The organism is Nocardioides piscis, from assembly GCF_011300215.1.
GTDB classification, from domain to species: domain Bacteria; phylum Actinomycetota; class Actinomycetes; order Propionibacteriales; family Nocardioidaceae; genus Nocardioides; species Nocardioides piscis.
Genome location: NZ_CP049866.1, coordinates 1,656,100 through 1,677,633, shown reverse-complemented (window position 1 = coordinate 1,677,633; position 21,534 = coordinate 1,656,100). Strand labels below are relative to the sequence as shown.

Annotated in this window: 21 protein-coding genes and 1 pseudogene; 5 read left to right on the top strand and 17 right to left on the bottom strand. The window is 70.9% G+C overall.

Annotated features, from left to right (window positions below):
• Positions 1-204: 204 nt before the first annotated feature.
• From G7071_RS08340 to glmS, 11 genes and pseudogenes are all read right to left on the bottom strand, one after another.
• Entirely contained in the window at positions 205-813 is a 609-nt protein-coding gene (locus G7071_RS08340; RefSeq protein WP_166317284.1) for an MBL fold metallo-hydrolase, read from the bottom strand.
• Positions 810-1,898 (bottom strand): S-(hydroxymethyl)mycothiol dehydrogenase, encoded by a 1,089-nt coding sequence (locus tag G7071_RS08335; protein ID WP_166317281.1) that lies wholly within the window; start codon positions 1,896-1,898, stop codon positions 810-812. The genes G7071_RS08340 and G7071_RS08335 overlap by 4 nt, the downstream gene beginning before the upstream one ends.
• Positions 1,899-1,970: 72 nt before the next feature.
• A pseudogene (tsaD, locus tag G7071_RS08330) lies at positions 1,971-3,016 on the bottom strand (tRNA (adenosine(37)-N6)-threonylcarbamoyltransferase complex transferase subunit TsaD).
• Entirely contained in the window at positions 3,013-3,477 is a 465-nt protein-coding gene (locus tag G7071_RS08325) for a GNAT family N-acetyltransferase (protein ID WP_166317278.1), read from the bottom strand. The pseudogene tsaD and the gene G7071_RS08325 overlap by 4 nt, the downstream one beginning before the upstream one ends.
• Positions 3,474-4,121, bottom strand: a complete 648-nt coding sequence (tsaB, locus tag G7071_RS08320; RefSeq protein ID WP_166317275.1) for a tRNA (adenosine(37)-N6)-threonylcarbamoyltransferase complex dimerization subunit type 1 TsaB — start codon at positions 4,119-4,121, stop codon at positions 3,474-3,476. Before tsaB ends, G7071_RS08325 begins: the two co-directional genes overlap by 4 nt.
• 10 nt (positions 4,122-4,131) lie before the next feature.
• On the bottom strand, positions 4,132-5,052 hold the full coding sequence (gene tsaE, locus G7071_RS08315) for a tRNA (adenosine(37)-N6)-threonylcarbamoyltransferase complex ATPase subunit type 1 TsaE (protein WP_343043556.1): 921 nt from the start codon (positions 5,050-5,052) through the stop codon (positions 4,132-4,134).
• Positions 5,053-5,066: 14 nt separating this feature from the next.
• Positions 5,067-6,107 carry an alpha/beta fold hydrolase gene (locus G7071_RS08310; RefSeq protein ID WP_166317272.1) on the bottom strand — a complete coding sequence of 347 codons (1,041 nt, stop codon included), beginning with the start codon at positions 6,105-6,107 and terminating at the stop codon, positions 5,067-5,069.
• Complete coding sequence (alr, locus tag G7071_RS08305) at positions 6,104-7,237, bottom strand: alanine racemase (RefSeq protein WP_166317269.1); 1,134 nt, start codon at positions 7,235-7,237, stop codon at positions 6,104-6,106. Before alr ends, G7071_RS08310 begins: the two co-directional genes overlap by 4 nt.
• Positions 7,238-7,258: 21 nt before the next feature.
• Positions 7,259-8,650 (bottom strand): NAD(P)H-hydrate epimerase, encoded by a 1,392-nt coding sequence (locus G7071_RS08300; RefSeq protein WP_206062949.1) that lies wholly within the window; start codon positions 8,648-8,650, stop codon positions 7,259-7,261.
• 2 nt (positions 8,651-8,652) lie between these two features.
• Positions 8,653-9,006, bottom strand: a complete 354-nt coding sequence (locus G7071_RS08295; protein WP_166317266.1) for a holo-ACP synthase — start codon at positions 9,004-9,006, stop codon at positions 8,653-8,655.
• Positions 9,007-9,008: 2 nt separating this feature from the next.
• Positions 9,009-10,865: a glutamine--fructose-6-phosphate transaminase (isomerizing) gene (gene glmS, locus G7071_RS08290; protein ID WP_166317263.1), complete on the bottom strand. Its 1,857-nt coding sequence runs from the start codon at positions 10,863-10,865 to the stop codon at positions 9,009-9,011.
• Positions 10,866-10,930: 65 nt separating this feature from the next.
• On the opposite strand from glmS, the gene coaA reads away from it, so the two are divergent.
• Complete coding sequence (gene coaA / locus G7071_RS08285) at positions 10,931-11,899, top strand: type I pantothenate kinase (protein WP_166317260.1); 969 nt, start codon at positions 10,931-10,933, stop codon at positions 11,897-11,899.
• A 16-nt stretch (positions 11,900-11,915) separates the two neighbouring features.
• Here the strand turns inward: coaA and G7071_RS08280 are convergent, their stop codons facing one another.
• The 6 genes from G7071_RS08280 to G7071_RS08255 form a co-directional block, all read right to left on the bottom strand.
• Positions 11,916-12,236: a hypothetical protein gene (locus tag G7071_RS08280; RefSeq protein ID WP_166317257.1), complete on the bottom strand. Its 321-nt coding sequence runs from the start codon at positions 12,234-12,236 to the stop codon at positions 11,916-11,918.
• Between the two features lie 178 nt (positions 12,237-12,414).
• The gene (gene glmM / locus G7071_RS08275; protein WP_166317254.1) at positions 12,415-13,761 is read right to left on the bottom strand and encodes a phosphoglucosamine mutase; all 1,347 of its coding nucleotides are present in this window, start codon (positions 13,759-13,761) and stop codon (positions 12,415-12,417) included.
• Positions 13,762-13,771: 10 nt separating this feature from the next.
• Entirely contained in the window at positions 13,772-14,281 is a 510-nt protein-coding gene (gene rpsI / locus G7071_RS08270) for a 30S ribosomal protein S9 (protein WP_166317251.1), read from the bottom strand.
• A gap of 17 nt (positions 14,282-14,298) precedes the next feature.
• A complete protein-coding gene (rplM, locus tag G7071_RS08265; protein ID WP_166317248.1) occupies positions 14,299-14,742 on the bottom strand; it encodes a 50S ribosomal protein L13 in 444 nt (147 codons plus the stop codon).
• A gap of 176 nt (positions 14,743-14,918) precedes the next feature.
• Positions 14,919-15,590 carry a response regulator gene (locus G7071_RS08260; RefSeq protein WP_166317245.1) on the bottom strand — a complete coding sequence of 224 codons (672 nt, stop codon included), beginning with the start codon at positions 15,588-15,590 and terminating at the stop codon, positions 14,919-14,921.
• Positions 15,587-16,711, bottom strand: a complete 1,125-nt coding sequence (locus G7071_RS08255) for a sensor histidine kinase (RefSeq protein ID WP_166317242.1) — start codon at positions 16,709-16,711, stop codon at positions 15,587-15,589. The genes G7071_RS08260 and G7071_RS08255 overlap by 4 nt, the downstream gene beginning before the upstream one ends.
• A gap of 144 nt (positions 16,712-16,855) precedes the next feature.
• Between G7071_RS08255 and G7071_RS08250 the strand changes: the two genes are divergently transcribed.
• The 4 genes from G7071_RS08250 to G7071_RS08235 all read left to right on the top strand — a co-directional run bounded on the left by G7071_RS08250 (position 16,856) and on the right by G7071_RS08235 (position 21,534).
• Entirely contained in the window at positions 16,856-17,518 is a 663-nt protein-coding gene (locus G7071_RS08250; protein ID WP_166317239.1) for a hypothetical protein, read from the top strand.
• Between the two features lie 156 nt (positions 17,519-17,674).
• Complete coding sequence (locus tag G7071_RS08245; RefSeq protein WP_166317236.1) at positions 17,675-18,985, top strand: citrate synthase; 1,311 nt, start codon at positions 17,675-17,677, stop codon at positions 18,983-18,985.
• Positions 18,986-19,114: 129 nt separating this feature from the next.
• Entirely contained in the window at positions 19,115-20,287 is a 1,173-nt protein-coding gene (locus G7071_RS08240) for a S1C family serine protease (RefSeq protein WP_166317233.1), read from the top strand.
• A gap of 95 nt (positions 20,288-20,382) precedes the next feature.
• Entirely contained in the window at positions 20,383-21,534 is a 1,152-nt protein-coding gene (locus G7071_RS08235; RefSeq protein WP_166317230.1) for an acyl-CoA dehydrogenase family protein, read from the top strand.

Here is a 21,534-nt window from a genome sequence, read left to right as displayed (position 1 = left end):
TCGGCCCGGCTCGGCCCCCAGCCCTCGGCCAGGCCGAGCCTCTCGGCCGGCGAGGGCGGGGCCTCGACGGCCTCGACCTCGGGGCGGGGCTGCCCGACGACCGGTCGCCGGCGTCAGGGTCGCCGCTGCACGCCGCGACCGTCAGGCTCAGCGCGACCAGCACCCACGACCACCGACGCATCCGAGCAGTCTCGCACCCGGAGCTCAGCCCAGGCCCTCCCGCTCGGCACCGATCGTGGTGTCAGGGCCGTGTCCGGTGTGGACCACGGTCTCGTCGGGCAGCTCGAGCAGCGAGGCCCGGATCGACTCGACGATCTGGTGCTCGTCACTGAACGACCGCCCGGTCGCGCCCGGGCCCCCCTGGAACAACGTGTCGCCGGTGAAGACGCAACCGAGGTCGTGGACATAGAGGCACACCGCTCCCGGCGCATGGCCCGGCGTGTGCAGCACCTTGAGCCCGGCACCCCCGACCTTGATGGTCTGCCCGTCCTCGAGGTCGGCGTCCCACAGCTCGTCGGCGTGCGTCAGCTCCCACACCGGCCGGTCGGCCGGGTGCAGCAGGATCGGGGCCCGGGTCGCCTCTCGCAGTGCTGGCGCGACCCGGACGTGGTCGTCATGGGCATGGGTGCAGACGATCGCCTTGACGCTCCGGCCGGCGACCAGGGCCAGGATGTCGTCCACGGAGTGGGGTGCGTCGATGACGATGCACTCCTCGTCGTCGCCGATCACCCAGATGTTGTTGTCCACCTGGTGCGTCTCGCCGTCCAGGGAGAACGTGCCGGACGACACCGCGTGGTGGATGCGGACGCTCATGAGAAGACCACCACCGAACGCAGGACCGAGCCCTCGTGCATCTTGGTGAACGCCGCTTCGACCTCGTCGAGGGCGATCTCCTCGGTCACGAAGGCATCGAGGTCGAGCCTGCCCTGTTGATAGAGGTCGACGAGCATCGGGAAGTCGCGGGAGGGGAGGCAGTCGCCGTACCAGCTCGACTTGAGCGCCCCGCCGCGACCGAACACGTCGATCAGCGGGATCTCGGGGATCTTCATGTCAGGTGTCGGAACGCCGACGAGCACCACCGTCCCGGCCAGGTCGCGGGCATAGAAGGCCTGCTTCCACGTCTCGGGGCGACCCACCGCGTCGATCACGACGTCGGCGCCGTGTCCGTCGGTGGCAGCCTGGATCGCCTCCACCGGGTCGGCCTGCGTGGAGTTGACGGTCGCCGTGGCGCCCATCCTCGTCGCCCATTCGAGCTTGGCGTCGTCGATGTCGACGGCGACGATCGTGCTCGCTCCCGCGAGCACCGAGCCCGCGATGGCCGCCATCCCGACCCCGCCGCAGCCGATGACCGCCACGGACTTGCCGCGGGTGACGTTGCCGGTGTTGATCGCGGCGCCGAGACCGGCCATCACGCCGCAGCCGAGCAGGCCCACCGCGGCCGCCCTGGCCGTCGGGTCGACCCTGGTGCACTGTCCGGCGGCGACGAGCGTCTTCTCCGCGAACGAGCCGATGCCCAGGGCCGGGCTCAGCTCGGTGCCGTCGGCCAGGGTCATCTTCTGGGTGGCGTTGTGGGTGGCGAAGCAGTACCACGGCTCGCCGCGCTTGCAGGCACGACAGCTGCCACAGACGGCGCGCCAGTTGAGGACGACGAAGTCGCCCACCGCCAGGTCGGTGACCCCCTCCCCGAGGGACTCGACGACGCCGGCCGCCTCGTGTCCCAGCAGGAACGGGAAGTCGTCGTTGATGCCACCCTCGCGATAGTGCAGATCGGTGTGGCAGACCCCGCAGGCCTGGACCTTGACGACTGCCTCGCCCGGCCCGGGATCGGGGATGTTGATCGTCTCAACGGTGACGGGCTGGCCCTTCGCGCGGGCCACGACGCCCTTGACCTGCTGCATCTCGAGCTCCTTCTTCTCGTCGATGACGGATGTCGGGCCAATGTATGGCGTCGGTCCACACGACCGGTCGGGTCAGGCCACGACGGTGGTGATGGGCTGGGAGGAATCGGCCGGGAGGTCGAGCGCGGACGGGGCGCGCCCCCGTGACACGAGCTCGGCCCCAGGGCCGCCACCATCGCCCCGTTGTCGGTGCAGAGGCCGGGGCGGGGCACGCGCACGCGGATCCCCCGAGCCTCGGCGCGCTCGGTCGCCATCGCCCGCAGCCGACTGTTGGCTGCGACTCCCCCGCCGATCAGGATGTCCTCGATGCCATGCGCAGTGGCGGCGTCGAGGGCCTTGCGGGTCAGCACGTCGCAGACCGCCTCCTGGAACGACGCCGCCACGTCGGCGACGTCGATGGCCACCCCGGCGCGCTGCTGGGTCTCGACCCAGCGGGCCACCGCGGTCTTGAGCCCGGAGAACGAGAAGTCGAACCGGTGTCGCTCCAGGTCCTTGCGGCTGGTGAGCCCACGCGGGAAGTCGATGGCCACGCTGTTGCCGCTGGCCGCGGCGCGGTCGATGTGCGGGCCGCCGGGGAAGGGCAGACCCAGCAGTCGTGCCACCTTGTCGAACGCCTCACCGGCCGCGTCGTCGATGGTGGCCCCGAGCGGCTCCACCCCCACCGTGACGTCCTCGATCTTGAGCAGGCTGGAATGGCCTCCCGAGACGAGCATCGCCAGGCACGGCTCGGGCAGCGGGCCGTGCTCCAGCTGGTCCACGGCGACGTGTGCCGCCAGGTGGTTGACGCCGTACAACGGCTTGCCCAGGCCCAGCGACAGGGCCTTCGCGCTCGCCACCCCGACGAGCAGGGCGCCAGCCAGGCCGGGACCCGAGGTCACTGCGATCGCGTCGACGTCACGCAGCGCGATGCCGGCGGTCTCGCAGGCCCGCTCGATGGTGGGGACCATCGCTTCCAGGTGGGCGCGGCTGGCGACCTCCGGCACGACCCCGCCGAAGCGCGCGTGCTCGTCGACGCTGCTCGCCACGGCGTCGGCCAGCAGCGTGTGCCCCCGGACGATGCCGACACCCGTCTCGTCGCACGACGTCTCGATCCCGAGCACCAGCGGTTGGTCGGTCATGTGCGCATCCTCCCTGATCCGCCGCACCCTGCGACGAGCGACCGTCGCATCACGAGCGCGTCGGACCCGTCGCGGTAGTAGCGCGGCCGGACGTCGATCTGGCTGAAGCCCAGGCGGGCGTAGAACGCGACCGCGGCGCGATTGGCCGAGCTCACCTCCAGCAGCATCCGGTCGGCCTCGCCCGGATGGGCAACCAGGTCCTCCACCAGGGCGGTGGCCACCCCCGCGCGCTGGTCGCCCCGACGCACCGCGATCCGCAGCAGGTCGGCGGTGTCGCCCAGGGACATCGAGACGGCATAGCCGCGCAGCCCGCCCTCGTCAGGGGCGTCGACGATGAACCGCCGGCCGGGGCCGTCGAGCTCGCCCAGCAGGGCCGCTCGCGACCAGGCGTCGGCGCCGAAGAGCTCGGCGTCGAGCCGCTCGACGTCGGGCAGGTCGCTGGCGACGGCGAGGCGGATCATGGGCCGGGCAGGACCGGCTTGCGCGGCGCGTTGGCCACAGCGTCCGGACGACGGAGATAGAGCGGTTCGGGATCCAGCAGCTCGGCCCGCTCGTCCGCGACCACGCGTGCGAGCCAGCCCGCGCTCGGTCGGAGCGGGTCGACGGCGTGGGGGAAGTGCTCGGGATAGAGCCGTGCCCCCTGGCCTGCCACGGGCAGTCCGCTCGCCACGTCGGCCGGCCGCGCCACCACGGGACCGTCGAGGCGACGACCCTGGTCGTCGTACGCCGCGAGGTAGACCTCCTTGCGACGAGCGTCCGTGGCCACCAGGAGCTCGCCCGTCACGGCACCGGTCTCGACGGCCTCGACCGCCAGGACGTCGAGCGAGCACACCCCATAGATCGGGATCTCGAGCACGAAGCCCAGCGTGCGCGCCGTGACCAGGCCGACCCGCAGGCCGGTGAAGGGTCCGGGACCGACGCCGACGGCGATGGCGGTGAGGTCCTGGCGCACGACGCCGGCGTCGGCCATCACGGCTGCGACCAGGGGAGCCAGCTGCTCACCGTGCTTCATCGCCAGCTCGGAGGCCCGTTCGGCGACGACGTCCTGGCCGTCGTGGAGCGCGACGCTCACCAGGTCGGTGGCGGTGTCGAACGAGAGGAGCACGAGGGCGAGGCTATCCAGCGACCGTACGGCGGATGCGGACCACCCGGTGGTCGAGCCCGGCGCCGGCCGGACCGGACGTCGCGTCGTCCGCGAGGGCCCGCTCGATGGTGACCTCGAGCCGCGACTCGCTCAGCCCCTCGGCCAGCCCGGCGCCCCACTCGACGACGGTGACCGCCTCGTCGAGCGAGGTGTCCAGGTCGAGGTCGTCGAGCTCGTCGACGCCGCCGAGCCGGTAGGCGTCGACGTGCACCAGCGCAGGCCCGTCGACCAGGGACGGATGCACCCGCGAGATCACGAAGGTGGGCGAGGTGACGTCGCCGCGCACCTGCAGGCCGCGGCCGAGCCCCTGGGTGAACGTGGTCTTGCCCGCTCCCAGCTCGCCCGTCAGCACCACCAGGTCTCCGGCCCGGACGGCCCGACCCAGCCGTTCGCCCAGCTCACGCATGGCATCGGCGTCGGCGGCCGACCACGCGGTCGGGAGCTCGCGTCGCAGACGGACGTATGGCGACGTGCTCGCGACCGGCGAGAAGCCGTGCCGCTCCCAGAAGGCGACGGTCTCGGGGAGCTCCTCGCGCGCCAGCACCTCGAGCTCGCAGTAGCCCATGGCCGCCGCGACCGCATGCTTCACCAGTGCACCGGCGACACCGTGGCCCTGGGCGGACGGGACCACCCCGAACCTGCGCAGCATCATCGTGTCGCCGCGGTCACGGAAGACGAGGGCACCCACGGGCCGGCCGTCCAGGGTGGCCAGGAGCCCGCCGTGAGCACTCAGCTCCTCGGCGAGGGTCTCGGTGGTCTCCGCGAGCGCATCGGCCGGCGGGTCGAGGACCGGGCGGGCAGCGAAGGCGGCGAGGACGACGTCCAGCATCGCTGCGGCCGACTCGGCGCCGACCCGGCGCACCTGGACCGTCGTCTGCTCCGTTGCCTGCACTGTCGCCGGTCCCGTCACGAGGCCTCGAGCCGGGCGTGGGCCAGCGCGATCAGGTCGTCGAGCTCGGCGTTGACCTCGACGTGACGTTCGAGGATGACCATGTGGCCGGCGCCCTCGCACTCCAGCAGGCTCGAACCGGGGATCTTGGTGTGGAGCTTGCGGGCGTGGTCGATGGTGGTGATCTTGTCCTCGGTCCCGCAGATGACTGCCGTCGGCACCTGACCGAGCACCTCGAGGTGGTCGAACTTGTCCAGGCTCGCGAACGCCGGATAGAAGTCGGCGACGACGGCGAACGGGGTGGCGTTGAGCATGTCGAAGACGAAGTCGACGTAGTGCTTGGGCACGTCGCCGCCGAAGGCGTAGCGGTCGGTGACCGTGTCGGCCACGGCCCGGCCCCACTGACGGAGCAGGTCGACGACGAGGTGACCCCGGTCGAGGGTGCGCACCGTCCGCCCGATCACGCGACCACCCATGCCCAGGGGCAGCATGGGGAAGAGGATCCGGCCGGGGTCGAGACCGCCGGCGGTGGTGGCGATGAGCGCCACCCCGACCACCTTGTCGCCGAACAGCTCAGGGTGCTGCTCGGCGAGCGAGATGATGCTCATCCCGCCCATGGAGTGCCCGACGAGGACGCACGGTCCGGGCGACGTCTGCTCGATCACCTGGCGCAGGTCGTGTCCGAGCTGCTCGATCGTCGCCAGGTCCTCGGACGAGCGCATCGAGCGACCGTGCGAGCGCTGGTCGTAGAACACCGTGCGCACCAGCCCCCGATATCCGGCCCGCTGGAAGTGCCAGCTGTCGAGGTTGAGGGAGTAGCCGTGGGCGAAGACCATGGTCAGCTCGCTCTCGGCCTCGTCGATCTCGGCGTGCAGGTCTGTCCCGTCGTCGGTGATCACGTGCTGGGGCGCGCTGTGCAGCGAACCGAACGGAGTCCGGTCACCGGCGCCCCTGTCGGCGAGCACCCGGTGACGGTGGGAGACACCGACGGCAGCCCCGGCCGCTGCAAGGCCCGCTGCGCCGGCGGCGGCGCCCATGATCTTGCGTCCGACGCTCATGACTGCTCCTCGTCGACATGGGTCGTGACCAGTCGGCCGCCGACCCGGGTCACGATCTCGTAGGTGATGGTGTCGAGGGCGTCGGCCCAGTCCTGGGCCGTGGGCTCTCCCCTGTCACCGGGCCCGAAGAGCACGACCTCGGTGCCGGCGGGGGGAAGGTCGCCGTCGAGGTCGATCACGAACTGGTCCATGCAGACGCGGCCGCGGATCGGCCGGAGCCGGCCGGCAGACCACACCGTGGCGATGTTGCTCGCGGCCCGCGGGATGCCATCGGCATACCCCGCAGGGACCAGACCGACAGTCGTGTCGCGGTCTGCCACCCAGGTGTGCCCGTAGGAGACCCCGTCGCCGGCACTGATCGGCTTGCTCATGGCGAGCCGGGCGCGCAGGGTCATCGCCGGCACCAGCCCCAGGTCGGGAGTGTGCCCCGGCGCAGGGTCCAGCCCGTAGGACGCGATGCCGCAGCGCACGAGGTTGAACCTCGCGGACGGGCGCAGGACGGCGGCAGCCGAGTTGGCCAGGTGGCGAAGCTCAGGACGCATGCCCATCTTCTCGGCGAGGGCGACCGCTTCGCGGAAGGCGGCCTCCTGTGCGTCGTTGGCCGGGTGGTCGGGTTCGTCGCTCGCGACGAAGTGCGACCAGATCCCGGTGACGTCCAGCCGGCCGGCCTGCTCGAGACGCGCGGCGTGGCCGAAGACGTCGTCCCAGTCGGCACGGACCGCTCCTCCGCGCGAGAGACCGGTGTCGACCTTGAGCTGGACCCGCGCGCTGGGGCCGCATGCCGCGATCTCGTCGAGCTCCTCGACGGTGTAGGCGGTGACGTCGATACCGGCCGCCACGGCCAGGGCGTAGTCCTCGCCGGGCACGGCGAGCCAGCACAGCACCGGGCCGGTGTCACCGGCGGCTCTCAGGTCGAGGGCCTCGTCCAGGGTCGCGACACCGAGCCAGTCGGCGCCGCCCTGCCGCGCTGCCCGGGCCGCCTCGACCATGCCGTGCCCATAGCCGTCAGCCTTGACCACGGTCATCATGGCGACCCCCGGGCCGACGAGCTCGCGAAGTCGACGGACGTTGTGCCGGATGGCCCCGAGGTCGACCACGATCTCCGCGCGCGTGGATCCGGTCGACGTCATGGCGGTTGATTCTTCCACCGGTCAGTGGATCTCGCGCAGGATCCCTCGCAACGCGTGAGCCACGTCTCCTGCCACGATCGGCCCGCCGGCCGACGCCCGCGTGGCCGCTGCACCGTGGACCCACGAGCCGACGGAGGCGGCGTCCCACGGTGACAACCCGGTCGCGAGCAGCGACCCGATGAGTCCGGCGAGCACGTCCCCGGCCCCCGCGGTGGCGAGCCAGGGCACACCGGTGGTGGTCACCCGGACGTCTCCTCCGGGCCGCGCGACGAGCGTATGGCGACCCTTGAGCAGCACGACGGCATCGAACCTGGCCGCGGCGAGACGTGCGTGGTGCAGGCTCCGCTGCTCGACCTGCGCGCGCTCGACTCCCAGCATCGCGGCGAGCTCACCGGCGTGCGGAGTCAGGACCGCGGGGACGCCGAGGGGCCCGTCGACCGCGGCCAGCGCGTCCGCGTCGACGACCACCGGGACCCCGTCGGCCAGTGCCTCGCGCAGGGTGCCTGCCGCACCGTCATCGGCCCCCGGCCCGACCACCCAGGCCTGCACCCGGCCGGGTCCGACGACCTCCGGGTGGACGGTCCGGACCCGGTCGGCGACGGCATCGGAGCCGACGAAGCGGATCATCCCGGCGACGCCGGCCGAGGCGCCGGCCACGCACAGCAGCGCCGCCCCGGGATAGGTGTTGCTGCCCGCCCTGATGCCGACCACGCCTCGGGTGTACTTGTGGTCGGCGCCGTCGGGCCGGGGCAGGAGCGCTGCAACCTCACCCGGCTGCAGCGCCTCGACAGCGGCAACGGGGAGGTCGAGACCGATGTCGACGAGGTGGACGGCGCCGCAGGCCGATGCCGCCGGGTCGACGAGGTGGGCCACCTTGTGGGTGCCGAAGGTGACGGTCAGGTCGGCGACCACGTGCGCGCCGTCCACCTCACCGGTGTCGACGTCGACACCCGACGGCACGTCGACCGCAACGACCGGCACGCCCGCCAGCGCCGCCAGCGCTGCGGTCGCCTCGCTCCGCAGGCCCGGCCTGCCGCCGATCCCGACGATGCCGTCGACGACGACGTCGTAGTCCGCGACCGCGACCGCGACCGAGTCGACCGAGTCGATCAGGCGACCGCCGGCCGCCAGCAGGGCTGCCAGCCCGGCCTGATGAGTGTGCGGGCCCAGGACCAGCACGTCGACGGCCGAGCCGCGACGGCACAGCGTCGCGGCGGCGTACAACGCGTCTCCGGCGTTGTCACCGACCCCGGCGAGCACGAGGACCCGACGGCCGTAGCCGCCACCGAGCAGGTCGAGGATCGCGTGGGCCAACCCCGCCGCGGCCCGCTGCATCAGCGCACCCTCGGGGAGGTCGCGCATCAGGTCGGCCTCGCTCGCGCGGACCTGGGCGACGGTGTGTGCCGAGCGCACGCTCAGGTCTCCAGGACGACCACGGCCGAGGCGATCCCGGCGTCATGGGACAGCGACAGGTGCACATGGGAGGCGCCCAGCGCCTCTGCCTGGGCAGCGACGGTCCCGCGGAGCTCGAGCTGGGGCCGACCGCTCTCCTCGGCCACGACCTCGGCGTCGTGCCACGCCATCCCGGCGGGAGCTCCCAGCGCCTTGGCCATCGCCTCCTTCGCGGCGAATCGGGCCGCCAGCGACGCCAGCGGTCGCGAGGCCTCGCCCGGCGTGAAGAGGCGTTCGCGAAGCGCAGGGGTGCGCTCCAACGACTCGCCGAACCGTTCGACGTCCACCACGTCGATGCCCACGCCCACGACCGGCACGATTATTCGACCGTGACGGACTTGGCCAGGTTGCGCGGCTGGTCCACGTCGTGCCCCATCTGGGTGGCGAGCTCGCAGGCGAACAGCTGCAGGGGCACGACCGCGACGACGGGCTGCAGGAGGGTGGGCACCCTCGGGAGCCGGATGAGGACGTCGGCATAGGGGGCGATCGACTCGTCGCCCTCCTCGGCCAGCACGATGGTGTGCGCGCCACGGGCCCGGATCTCCTGGATGGCGCTGACCATCTTCTGGTGCAGCTCGTCACGCCCGCGCGGCGGGACCACGCAGAAGACCGGCAACCCCTCCTCGATCAGCGCGATCGGGCCGTGCTTGAGCTCGCCCGCTGCAAAACCCTCGGCGTGGATGTAGGCGAGCTCCTTGAGCTTGAGCGCGCCCTCGAGCGCGATCGGGAAGCCGGCGTGGCGCCCGAGGAACAGCACCGACCTGGTGGCGGCGTGCTGGGCCGCGATGGCATAGACCTCATCGGCCCGGTCGAGCACCGCCTGCACGTGCTCGGGCATGCGGGCCAGATCGTCGACGACGGCCGCGATCTCGTCACCGAACTTCGTGCCCCGGACCTGGGCGAGGTAGAGGCCCAGGAGGTAGCAGGCGATCAACTGAGTGACGAAGCCCTTGGTCGAGGCGACCCCGATCTCCGGACCGGCGTGGGTGTAGATGACGGCGTCGGACTCCCGCGGGATCGTGGAGCCGTTGGTGTTGCAGATCGCCAGCACCTTGGAACGCTGCTCGCGGGCGTAGCGGATCGCCATCAGCGTGTCAGCGGTCTCCCCCGACTGGCTGATCGCGACCACCAGCGTCTGCCGGGTCAGGATCGGGTCGCGATAGCGGAACTCGTGGGAGAGCTCGACCTCGCAGGGGATCCGGGTCCAGTGCTCGATGGCGTACTTCGCGACCATCGCGGCATAGCACGACGTCCCGCAGGCGACGATGATGATCTTGTCGATGTCGCGGAGCTCCTGCTCGGAGATCCGCACCTCGTCGAGCTGCAGCGCGCCCGACTCGGTGTGCCGACCCAGCAGCGCGTCGGCGACAGCGCGCGGCTGCTCGAAGATCTCCTTGCGCATGAACCAGTCGAAGCCGTCCTTCTCGGCGGCCGAGAGGTCCCAGTCGACGTGGTAGGGCTTGCCCTCCGCGGGGGTGCCGTCGAAGGCGGTGACCTCGACCGAGTCGCTGGTGATCGTCACGATCGTGTCCTGGCCCAGCTCGAGAGCGTCGCGGGTGTGCTGGATGAAGGCCGACACGTCGGAGCCGATGAAGTTCTCGCCCTCGCCCAGCCCGACCACGAGCGGCGAGTTGCGGCGGGCCGCGACGACCCGGGACGAGTCCTGGGCGTCCACGGCGACCAGGGTGAAGGCGCCCTCGAGCCGCTGGCACACCCGCTGCATCGCGACGGTCAGGTCGGCCCCGGTCTGCACCTCGATCTCGAGCAGGTGCGCCGCCACCTCGGTGTCGGTCTCGGAGGCCATCTCGTGACCGGTGGCCTCGAGGCCGGCCCGGAGCGCGGCGAAGTTCTCGAGGATGCCGTTGTGGACGACTGCCACCCTGCGGTCCTTGCCGAGGTGGGGGTGGGCGTTCTCGTCGTTGGGCGCACCGTGGGTCGCCCAACGGGTGTGGCCGATGCCGGTCGTGGCCGGCGGCAGGGCCGACTCGGCGATGGACTTCTCGAGGTTGGCCAGCTTGCCGGCACGCTTGTCCGAGGCGATCGACCCGGAACCCTGCGCGGTGTCGACCAGGGCGATCCCCGCGGAGTCGTAGCCGCGATACTCGAGTCGGCGGAGGCCGTCGATGATGACGTCCTGCGCCTGCTTGTCACCGACGTAGCCCACGATTCCGCACATGGGCGCGAGTCTACGCACCGGCACCGCCGAGGCTCCGCCCCGGAACCGGTGCAACAATCGCAGCCATGTCGGACGCAGCGGGGCTCCCGGGCGCCAGCGAGTCCTCGCCCTACGTCAACCTCGAGCGGGCCGCCTGGGCTGCCCTCACACACGAGACCGAGGCACCACTGAGCCCCGACGAGGTCGCCCGGCTCCGCGGGCTCGGCGACGAGCTCGACATCCAGGAGATCCAGCAGGTCTATCTCCCGCTGTCGCGCCTGCTCTCCCTCTATGTCGCCTCGGCCGGACGCCTGCACCTGCGCCAGGAGGAGTTCCTCCAGCGCCAGACACCTCCCCGGACGCCGTTCGTGATCGGCCTGGCCGGATCGGTCGCCGTCGGCAAGTCGACCACCGCCCGCGTGCTGCAGCAGATGCTCGCCCACTGGCCCGAGCACCCCAACGTCGCCCTGGTGACGACCGACGGGTTCCTCTATCCCAACGCCGAGCTCGAGCGCCGCGGCATCCTGCACCGCAAGGGCTTCCCCGAGTCCTACGACCGCAAGGCACTCCTGCGGTTCGTGGTGGACATCAAGTCGGGTCGCGACGAGGTCGAGGCGCCCACCTACTCCCACCTGGTCTATGACGTCGTCCCCGACGAGAAGGTCGTCGTCAGCCGGCCCGACATCGTGATCATCGAGGGGCTCAACGTGCTCCAGCCGGCCAGGATCCGTGACGACGGCCGCACCGGCCTCGCGGTCAGCGACTTCTTCGACTTCTCCGTCTATGTCGACGCAGCGCTCGCGGACATCAAGCGGTGGTATGTCGAACGCTTCCTGCGCCTGCGCGAGACGGCCTTCGCCGACCCCGCGTCCTACTTCGCGAAATATGCGGCCCTGACTCCCGACCAGGCCCAGGAGATGGCGACCCACATCTGGGACACGATCAACGGCCCCAACCTGATCGAGAACGTCGCGCCCACCCGCGGGCGCGCGACGCTGGTGCTGCGCAAGGACGCCGACCACTCGGTGCGCTACGTGCGACTGCGCAAGCTCTGACCTGACGATCCCTGCGTCAGGGCCGTTCGCTCCTGGCCCTCCGAACGCACAGCACGACGGGAGCCACCAGCACCAGCGCGAGCAGCAGGCTCACCAGGCTGAACGCCACCTCTGCTGCCGGCCCGACGACGAGGACCCCGGCCGCCAGCAGCAGCGCCGCCGCACAGGTCGCGGCGATCACCGCGGTGCACCAGGCGAAGAACCGGGCCTGCTCGGGGGTCACGAGACCGCCGACGGTCGCTGCGACCAGGGACGCCACGAGCGGCGCCGAGCCGAAGACGACCGTGACGACCGCCGAGCCGAACAGCAGGCCCCACGAATCCGTTCCGGCCTCCATCCCGCTCGAGTCGATGGCCTAGGCGGCGCCGTTCCAGGCCAGGACGACCATCACCAGCAGGACGAACGACCCGACCGCCAGGGCACGCCAGGAGGGGAGGTCTCGAGTCGGATGCATGGGGCCAGCCTGACGCCCGACCGGTGCTGGCACGAGAGCCCGGCTACTCAGCCGGGACGACCTAGAGGGCGAGCTGGGTCTTGACCACTGCGGCAAGACGACCGGCCACGTCACCGGCGATCTGGGCCGTGGGCGCCTCCACCATCACCCGGACCAGCGGCTCGGTGCCCGAGGGGCGCAGCAGGATGCGGCCGGTGTCGCCCAGGACGGCTTCCTCCTCGGCGACGGCCGCAGCCAGCACAGCGTCCTCGTCGGCGCGCGACTTGTCGACGTCGGGCACGTTGATGAGCACCTGCGGCAGCCGGCTCATCACCCCGGCCAAGTCCTGGAGCGTGCGGCCGGTGGCCGACATCCGCTCCAGCACCTTGAGCGCCGTCAGGATGCCGTCTCCGGTCGTGGCGTGGTCGGAGAGGATCACGTGACCGGACTGCTCGCCGCCGAGGGAGTAGCCGGAGATCTTCATCGCCTCGAGGACGTAGCGGTCGCCGACCTTGGTCTGCCGGACCCCCACTCCGGCGGCCCTCATCGCCTGCACGAAGCCGAGGTTGCTCATCACCGTGGCGACGACCGTCTCGCGGACCAGCAACCCCTGGTCGCGCAGCGCCAGCGCCAGGACGGCCAGGATCTGGTCGCCGTCGACGATGTTGCCGTCGTGGTCGACCGCGAGGCAGCGGTCGGAGTCGCCGTCCAGCCCGAAGCCCGCGTCGGCGCCGTGCTCGAGCACCGCGCGCTGCAGCGACTCGAGGTGGGTCGAACCGCAGTTGTCGTTGATGTTCAGGCCGTCGGGCTCGGCGTGGATCGCGACCACTTCGGCGCCCGCGCTGCGCAGGGCCAGTGGTCCGGCCTGGAAGGCAGCGCCGTTGGCGCAGTCGAGGACGACCTTGAGACCGGCCAGGGGCTTGGTCGTCGCGCCCACGAGGTGCGTGGCGTAGTCCTTCACCGCATCGGCGTACGGCGACACCCGGCCGATGGCTCCACCGGTCGGTCGCTGCCAGGACTCCCGCATGCGTCGTTCGATCGCGACCTCGATCGCGTCGTCGAGCTTGTGGCCGCCGCGAGCCAGGAACTTGATGCCGTTGTCGGGCATCGGGTTGTGCGAGGCGGAGAGCATCACGCCGAGGTCGGCGCCGAGGGCGCCGGTCAGGTGGGCCACACCGGGGGTGGGCAGCACCCCGAGCAGCAACACGTCGACACCGGCCGAGGCCAGTCCGGCCACGACAGCAGCCTCGAGGAACTGGCCCGAGATGCGGGTGTCCCGGCCGACGACGGCCACCGGCCGATGGCCCTCGAACTCACCACGGTCGGCGAGGACGTGTGCTGCTGCAACGGAAAGGTCCAGGGCCAGCTCCGCCGTGAGTTCGACGTTTGCCAGGCCCCGGACCCCGTCCGTGCCGAAAAGGCGAGTCATGCAGCCTGCGTCAGCGCTTGCTGAACTGCGAAGCCTTGCGGGCCTTCTTGAGACCGGCCTTCTTGCGCTCGACGGCGCGGGCGTCACGCGTGAGGAGACCGAGCTTCTTCAGCTCCGCGCGGTTGGCCTCGACGTCGATGGCGTTGAGCGAGCGGGCCACACCGAGACGCAGGGCGCCGGCCTGGCCGGCGATGCCGCCGCCGTGGATGCGAGCGAGGACGTCGAAGCGACCCTCGAGCTGCAGCGCAACGAAGGGCTCGTTGACGATCTGCTGGTGCAGCTTGTTGGGGAAGTAGCTGTCGAGCGTGCGGCCGTTGACCGTCCACTCGCCGGTGCCCGGGACGATCCGGACGCGGGCGACGGCTTCCTTGCGGCGACCGGTGGCGGCACCGGGAGCGATCGTCGCGGGACGCAGGGGGGCGTCGGCGGACGGGGCGCTCTCGGAGCTGTAGGCGACGCCGTCGGCGTCGGTCTCGAAGGTCTCGTCGACCTCGGGGGTGGTGTCGGTGTTCTCAGTCACTGTTCAGTCCTAAGCGCTTACTGGGAGACCTGGGAGATCTCGAACGGGATGGCCTGCTGGGCGACGTGCGGGTGCTCCGGGCCGGTGTAGACCTTGAGCTTCTTCAGCACCTGACGACCGAGCTTGTTCTTGGGGAGCATGCCCCAGACAGCGCCCTCGATCGCCTTGCGAGCGTCCTTCTCGAGGAGCTCGCCGAACGGCGTGGAGGACAGGCCGCCGGGGTAGCCCGAGTGGCGGTAGGCGAGCTTGGTGACCTTCTTGTTGCCCGACAGGGCAACCTTCTCGGCATTGATGATGATGACGAAGTCGCCCATGTCCATGTGGGGGGCGAAGGTCGGCTTGTGCTTGCCGCGGAGGAGGTTGGCGGTCTGGACGGCGAGGCGTCCGAGGACCACGTCGGTGGCGTCGATGACGAGCCACTCGCGCTGGATGTCAGCGGGCTTGGGGCTGTACGTGCGCACGGCTGTGTTCCCGTTCCGTTCGTAGGAGCGGCCGGGAGATGTCCTGGCCGGGGGTGCTGCTGCGCCTTCTGACGAACACTGCCTGGTTTCTCTTCACCCAGGTCTGCACCCGTCCACGAGCAACGGGCGCGGCAGGAGGCGCGACAAGCAAGAGTAGGGCGGGGCCACCACCAGCGTCAAAACGGCTCGGCTCCGCCTGGCACGACCACGTGGTTCTCGTAGGCGTAGATGACGGCCTGCACCCGGTCGCGCAGACCCAGCTTGGCGAGCACGCTGCTCACGTGGGTCTTGATCGTCGCCTCCGAGACGAAGAGCCGCGCCGCGATGTCGGCATTGGCCAGGCCCCGCGACAGCAGCCCCAGCACCTCCACCTCACGCGGAGTGAGGCGGGCCATCGCCGGGTCCAGGACACGGGTCGCCGGCGCCGCCCGCCGTACGAACGCATCGATCACCCGGCGGGTCACACCGGGCGCCAGCAGGGAGTCCCCCGCCGCGACGACGCGCACCGCAGCAGCCAGCTCCTCGGCGGGCGCGTCCTTGAGGATGAAGCCGGATGCTCCGGCCCGCAGCGCCTCGAAGACGTATTCGTCGAGGTCGAACGTCGTCAGGACCAGCACCCGGGTCGGCACCTCGTCCGCGACGAGGGCGCGAGTGGCAGCGAGCCCGTCGAGCACCGGCATCCGGATGTCCATCAAGGTCACGTCCGGCCGCAGGCGCGCCACGACCTCGAGCGCCTGCTCGCCGTCGGCCGCCTCGCCGACCACCTCCAGGTCGGGCTCGGCCTCGAGCAGCGACCGGAAGCCCGCGCGCACCATGCCCTGGTCGTCCACCACCACCAGCCGGATCACGGGGTCTCCTTCAGCGGCAGGCTCGCCACCAGGCGCGTCCCCCGCTGCTCACCGGGGACGACCCGCAGGGTGCCGGCATAGAGCGCGACGCGCTCGCGCACGCCGACGAGACCGTGGCCCTCGGCGGTGTCGGTGGCGGGATCGAAGCCGCGGCCGTCGTCCTCCACGGCGATGTCGAGACGGCCCGCGTCATAGGTCAGGGTCACGTTCGCCCGACGCGCTCCGGAGTGGCGCAGGGCGTTGGTGAGCCCCTCCTGCACGATCCGGTAGGCGGCGAGGTCCAGACCCGGGGGCAGGGTGCGGGGAAGGCCGTCGGTGCGGACGTCGACCGCGAGCCCCGAGGCACGCACCTGGTCGCACAGGCGGTCGAGCTCGGCCAGCCCCGGTTGAGGGCTGAGCGATGCCGACTCGCCGTCGCTGCGCAGCACACCGAAGAGGCGCCGCATCTCGGCCAGCGCGTCCCGGGCCGTGGACTCCACCGCGGCCAGGTCCTCGGCCTCGCACACCTGCTCGGGCCCCAGCCGACGGCGAACGGCCTGGGCCTGGATCGTGATGACGCTGAGCGAGTGGGAGACGATGTCGTGGAGCTCCCGGGCGATGCGGGTGCGCTCGGCGGCGGCCGCCGCCATCGCGTGCTCCTCCCGCTCCTGCTCGAGCCGGTGTGCGCGCTCCTCGGCCTCGGTCGCGCGTGCGGCCCGTCGACGCATCGCCACTCCGACGGTCCAGGGTCCGACCAGGAACACCAGCGCCGCCGCCACGTCACTCGGTTCGAGCCCCTCCAGCGCCAACGAGCCCAGGAAGGGTGTCACGACGACTGCGAGACCGATCCAGCTCCACGGAGGGTCACACTCGGAGCCGCACGTGAAGGACACGAGCACCATCGCCAGCAGTGTCGAGAACTGTCCCTCGGGGTTGACCGTGAGGTTGCTCGTCATCACCACGGCCGCGACCAGCACCGGCCACGACCGTCGCCAGGCCAGCGACACCATGGCGCCGCCGGCAACGGTGAGGTGCAGGGCCGGGGACGCGACCTCCGAGCTCAGCAACGCCTCGGCCGCGACCAGCAGCACGAAGGCGGCCGCGACCAGCACGTCGACCAGGGGCGGACGGGCCGGGCGCATGCAAGCACAGTAGGTCTCACGGTCGTTCCCGGCATCGGTCTTGCGACGGAGATCGATCTCCGCTCCGCGACCGATCCGCGATGAGGTCGTGTCGAGCGACGGTGTGACTGCACGTCCACAGCCACCGGAGAAGGGAACACCGAGATGACCACTGCACACGGAACCGTCGACCGCCAGACCCACGAGCAGCCGGGACTGCGCACCCTGGGGGAGGTCCTCGCCCACAGCTCCGGGCCCTTGCTGGTGGCCGGAGGACTGTCGTGGGTCGCGACCTATGTCGTCGAGGTGCTCATCGGCGTCACGCTCGGGGAGGAGGTCCATGCCTCGCCCGAGCTGAGCTCGTCCGTCCTGGTGTGGCTGTGGCCCGCCACCTTCATGGCAGCGATCTTCTTCCTCGGGGCAGGCCTGCTGGGCGTTGGCATGCAGGTCGGACGCCGGGCCCGCGTGCTGGCCGCGTCGGGTGGGCTGCTCGCTCTCGTCGCCTGTGGCGCTTCGCTGGTCAACCTGGTCAAGCTGACGGGGGTGGTCGGTGAGATGGATGCCTCGGACAGACTCGGCTTCCTCGGCGTGATCGGCGTCCTGGGGGGCTCGGTCGTCCTGGGCGTGGCAGCGATCCGTGGCCGGGCGCTCTCGCCCAACGTTCGTCTCACCCTGGCGCTGCTCCCCCTGTCGTTCGTGCCGGCCATCATCGCGACGATCCCGCTCGAGGGTGTCGCCCCTGACTACGTGGTCGCCGACCTGCCCTTCCCGGTCGTCGGCCTGGTCCTCGCAGTGGTCGGCCTGGCGCTGTCGAGGCAGCGGGACTGAGCGGGAAGGCCGGTCGACCTGCGGGCCGATCCGCCGCTCGTGGGCCCATCGGGGCGAGGCGTCGTCAGGTGGACACCGGGTTAGCGTGGGGTCAGGCACCGCGGCTAGGTTGGACGTCATCCAACGCATCTGAATCCTTCAAGGACAGGAGCCGACGTGACCGACGTAGCGGCCAACTCCACGGACTCCCTGACCGTACGCGACAACCGCACCGGCCAGGAGTACGACATCCCGATCACCGACGGGACCATCAACGCCAAGGACCTCGGACAGATCAGGACCGGTGACGACCAGCCGGGCCTGGCGACCTACGACCCGGGCTTCGTCAACACCGCCTCCTGTCGCAGTGCCGTCACCTACATCGACGGCGACAAGGGCATCTTGGAATACCGCGGATACCCGATCGAGCAGCTGGCCGAGAAGTCCAGCTTCCTCGAGGTGGCCTATCTCCTCATCCACGGCGCACTGCCGACCAAGGACGAGATGGACGCCTGGGTCCACGAGATCACCTACCACACGTTCGTCCACGAGAACGTCAAGTCGTTCATGGAGGGCTTCCGCTACGACGCCCACCCGATGGGCATGCTGATGGCGTCCGTGGGCGCCCTGTCGACGTTCTATCCCGACGCCCGCAACATCAAGGACGCCGACAACCGGCACATGCAGATCGTGCGGATGATCGCCAAGATGCCGACCTTGGGCGCCTGGTCCTTCCGGCACGCGCAGGGCAAGCCGTTCATCTATCCCGACAACGACCTCTCCTACACCGCCAACTTCCTCTCGATGCTCTTCAAGATGAGCGAGAAGAAGTACGGCGCCGACGAGCGCCTGGTCAAGGCACTCGACGTGCTGTTCATCCTGCACGCCGACCACGAGCAGAACTGCTCGACCAACGCCGTGCGCTCGGTCGGTTCCAGCGAGGTCGACCCCTACTCCGCCGTCGCGGCCGGAGTGGCGGCCCTCTACGGCCCCCTCCACGGTGGCGCCAACGAGGCCGTCCTGCGGATGCTCCGACGCATCGGCAGCACCTCGGAGATCCCGGCGTTCATCGAGGGAGTCAAGAACGGCAACGAGAAGCTGATGGGCTTCGGCCACCGGGTCTACAAGAACTACGACCCCCGGGCCAAGATCATCAAGAAGTCCGCCGAGGACGTCTTCGAGGTCACCGGCACCAACCCGCTCCTCGACATCGCCAAGGAGCTGGAGAAGATCGCCCTCGAGGACGACTACTTCGTCCAGCGCAAGCTCTATCCCAACGTCGACTTCTACTCCGGGCTCATCTACGAGGCCTTCCAGTTCCCGCCCGAGATGTTCACGGTCCTGTTCGCCATCGGCCGCACCCCCGGCTGGCTCGCGCAGTGGCTCGAGCTCGTCCAGGACAAGGAGCAGAAGATCGCCCGGCCCAAGCAGATCTACACCGGCGACCGCCAGCTGACGTTCGTGCCTGCGTCCGAGCGCTGGGCCTGACCACACCGCCACGCAGAACGGTCCGCACTCCTGGGGGGTGCGGACCGTTCTGCGTCGTACGGCGCGATTCTTCTCCGGCGCTTCGGCTCTTCTCAGGCGGTCCACAGTCTCGGTGGGCACGCTCGAGGCATGAGCACCTCAGCGCCGTACGACACCGTGGACCCGAACCAGGCCGCCCCCTTCTCCGCGCCACCCCCGAAGCGCCGAGCCGGGCTGGCGGCCGTCGCCGTGACCTCGCTGGTCGTCGGCGGGCTGGCGGGCCTCGGCGGAGCCGCCGCGTGGGACGCCACCCGCCCGGACCCGTCGAGCACGCCGTCGCCGTCCAGCACCGCTTCCTCGGTCGCGGACACCAGCGACCCGCCGGCCGCGGCGGGAACCGCTGAGGACGTTGCCGCGAAGGTGCTGCCCAGCGTCGTCAAGATCAACGTCCTGGGACCAGCCGGCTCCGGCTCCGGGTCGGGCATCATCCTCACCTCTGACGGCACGATCCTGACCAACAACCACGTCGTGGAGGGGGCCGGGGAGGCGGGTTCGCTCAGCGTCGAGCTCGCCGACGGCTCCAGTGCCGAGGCCGAGATCCTCGGCACCGACCCGTTGACCGACACGGCCGTGATCAGGGCCCAGGACGTCAGCGACCTGACCGCGGCGACCATCGGCAGGTCGGACACCCTCGACGTCGGCCAGGAGGTCGTCGCAGTGGGCTCACCGTTCGGCCTCGATGCCACCGTCACCAGCGGCATCGTCAGCGCCCTCGACCGACCCGTCAACGTCGGGTCGGACGCCGAGGGCAACTCCACGACCTATCCCGCCATCCAGACCGACGCCGCCATCAACCCCGGCAACAGTGGCGGTCCGCTGGTCGACATGAGCGGCGCGGTGGTCGGGATCAACTCATCCATCCGCACAGCCGCCTCGTCCTCCCCGTTCGGCCAGCAGGGCCCCGGTGGCTCGATCGGACTGGGCTTCGCGATCCCGATCGACGAGGTGATGCCGATCGTCGACCAGATGAGCGCGGGCGAGACCCCCACCCACGCCCAGCTGGGCATCCAGGTCGGCAACCCCGAGGAGGGCTCGGCTCCGGGTGCCCTGGTCACCGGGGTCAGCGACGGCTCGACCGCGCAGGACGCGGGCCTGGCCCCCGGCGACGTCATCACGGCGGTCGACGACGTCCGCATCACCGGCCGCGACTCGCTGGTCGCCACCATCCGCTCCTACCGGCCCGCCGACAGCGTCACCGTGACCTGGCTGCGCGACGGCGAGGAGACCAGCGCCGAGCTGGTCCTCGACTCCGACGCGGAGTGAATCGGACGGCGACTGGGCGGAGCGCCCATCGCGGCGGTTGCAGGCTGCGGTCATGATGGGGACACCCACCACCGGACCAGACGTCGAGGAGCACCATGCAGCTGGAGCTGTCCGCCGAGGACGCCGCCTTTCGCGACGAGATGCGTGCGTTCTTCACCACCCAGGTGCCCGAGGACATCCGCGAGACCGTGCTCGCGGGCCGACACCTGACGCGCGACCAGATCGTCGCCAGCCAGCAGACGCTCAATGCTGCCGGCCTGGCCGTGCCGCACTGGCCCGAGGAGTGGGGAGGCAGGGGCTGGACCGACCTCCAGCGACACCTGTGGCACGAGGAGATGCAGCGCGCCGGGGTGCCGGCGCCTCTGGCGTTCAACGCCTCGATGATCGGGCCGGTGCTGGCCCAGTTCGGCAGCCAGGAACAGAAGGAGCGCTTCCTGCCGGCGACCGCCAACCTCGACATCTGGTGGGCGCAGGGCTTCTCCGAGCCCGACGCGGGCTCCGACCTGGCGGGGCTGCGGACCACCGCCGTCCGAGACGGTGACGACTGGGTCGTCAACGGCCAGAAGACCTGGACCACGCTGGGGCAGTACGGCGACTGGATCTTCACCCTCGTCCGGACCGACCCCGACGTGAAGAAGCAGGCCGGCATCTCGATGCTGCTCATCGACATGACCCTGGACGGGGTCGAGGTGCGCCCGATCGAGCTGATCGACGGCACCCACGAGGTCAACGAGGTGTGGTTCGACGACGTGCGGGTCCCGGGCGACATGCTGGTCGGGGACCTCAACGCCGGCTGGACGATCGCCAAGTTCCTGCTCGGCAACGAGCGGGTCGGGGTCGCCCCCGTCGGAGCCACCAAGCGCGCGCTCGCCACGCTCAAGGACAACGCCGGCGACCTCCTCGACGACCCCCTCACCCGGGCTCGCGTCGCAGAGATCGAGAACGAGCTGCTGGCTCTCGAGCTCACCGCGCTGCGCGTGGTGGCGCACTCCTCCAACGGCGAACCACACCCCGCCTCGTCGGTGCTCAAGCTCAAGGGCTCGGAGCTCCAGCAGGCGGTGAGCGAGCTCGCCCTCGACCTCGCCGGGCCGGCCGCCCTCGCATCGGGAGCCGCCGACGACTCCTCGCTGCCCGGCTGGGCCAGGCGCTCGGCTCCGATCTACCTCAACCTCCGCAAGGCGTCGATCTATGGCGGATCCAACGAGATCCAGCGCCAGATCATCGCCCGCACGATCCTGGGACTCTGA

Excerpts from the sequence above, each read along its gene's own strand:
- alr (WP_166317269.1), bottom strand. The coding sequence starts at position 7,237 with ATGACGTCGACCGGATCCACGCGCGCGGAGATCGTGGTCGACCTCGGG.
- G7071_RS08280 (WP_166317257.1), bottom strand. The coding sequence starts at position 12,236 with ATGGAGGCCGGAACGGATTCGTGGGGCCTGCTGTTCGGCTCGGCGGTC.
- G7071_RS08335 (WP_166317281.1), bottom strand. The coding sequence starts at position 1,898 with ATGCAGCAGGTCAAGGGCGTCGTGGCCCGCGCGAAGGGCCAGCCCGTC.
- coaA (WP_166317260.1), top strand. The coding sequence starts at position 10,931 with ATGTCGGACGCAGCGGGGCTCCCGGGCGCCAGCGAGTCCTCGCCCTAC.
- G7071_RS08325 (WP_166317278.1), bottom strand. The coding sequence starts at position 3,477 with ATGATCCGCCTCGCCGTCGCCAGCGACCTGCCCGACGTCGAGCGGCTC.
- G7071_RS08310 (WP_166317272.1), bottom strand. The coding sequence starts at position 6,107 with ATGAGCGTCGGACGCAAGATCATGGGCGCCGCCGCCGGCGCAGCGGGC.
- glmS (WP_166317263.1), bottom strand. The coding sequence starts at position 10,865 with ATGTGCGGAATCGTGGGCTACGTCGGTGACAAGCAGGCGCAGGACGTC.
- glmM (WP_166317254.1), bottom strand. The coding sequence starts at position 13,761 with ATGACTCGCCTTTTCGGCACGGACGGGGTCCGGGGCCTGGCAAACGTC.
- G7071_RS08235 (WP_166317230.1), top strand. The coding sequence starts at position 20,383 with ATGCAGCTGGAGCTGTCCGCCGAGGACGCCGCCTTTCGCGACGAGATG.
- G7071_RS08250 (WP_166317239.1), top strand. The coding sequence starts at position 16,856 with ATGACCACTGCACACGGAACCGTCGACCGCCAGACCCACGAGCAGCCG.
- G7071_RS08340 (WP_166317284.1), bottom strand. The coding sequence starts at position 813 with ATGAGCGTCCGCATCCACCACGCGGTGTCGTCCGGCACGTTCTCCCTG.
- G7071_RS08255 (WP_166317242.1), bottom strand. The coding sequence starts at position 16,711 with ATGCGCCCGGCCCGTCCGCCCCTGGTCGACGTGCTGGTCGCGGCCGCC.
- G7071_RS08240 (WP_166317233.1), top strand. The coding sequence starts at position 19,115 with ATGAGCACCTCAGCGCCGTACGACACCGTGGACCCGAACCAGGCCGCC.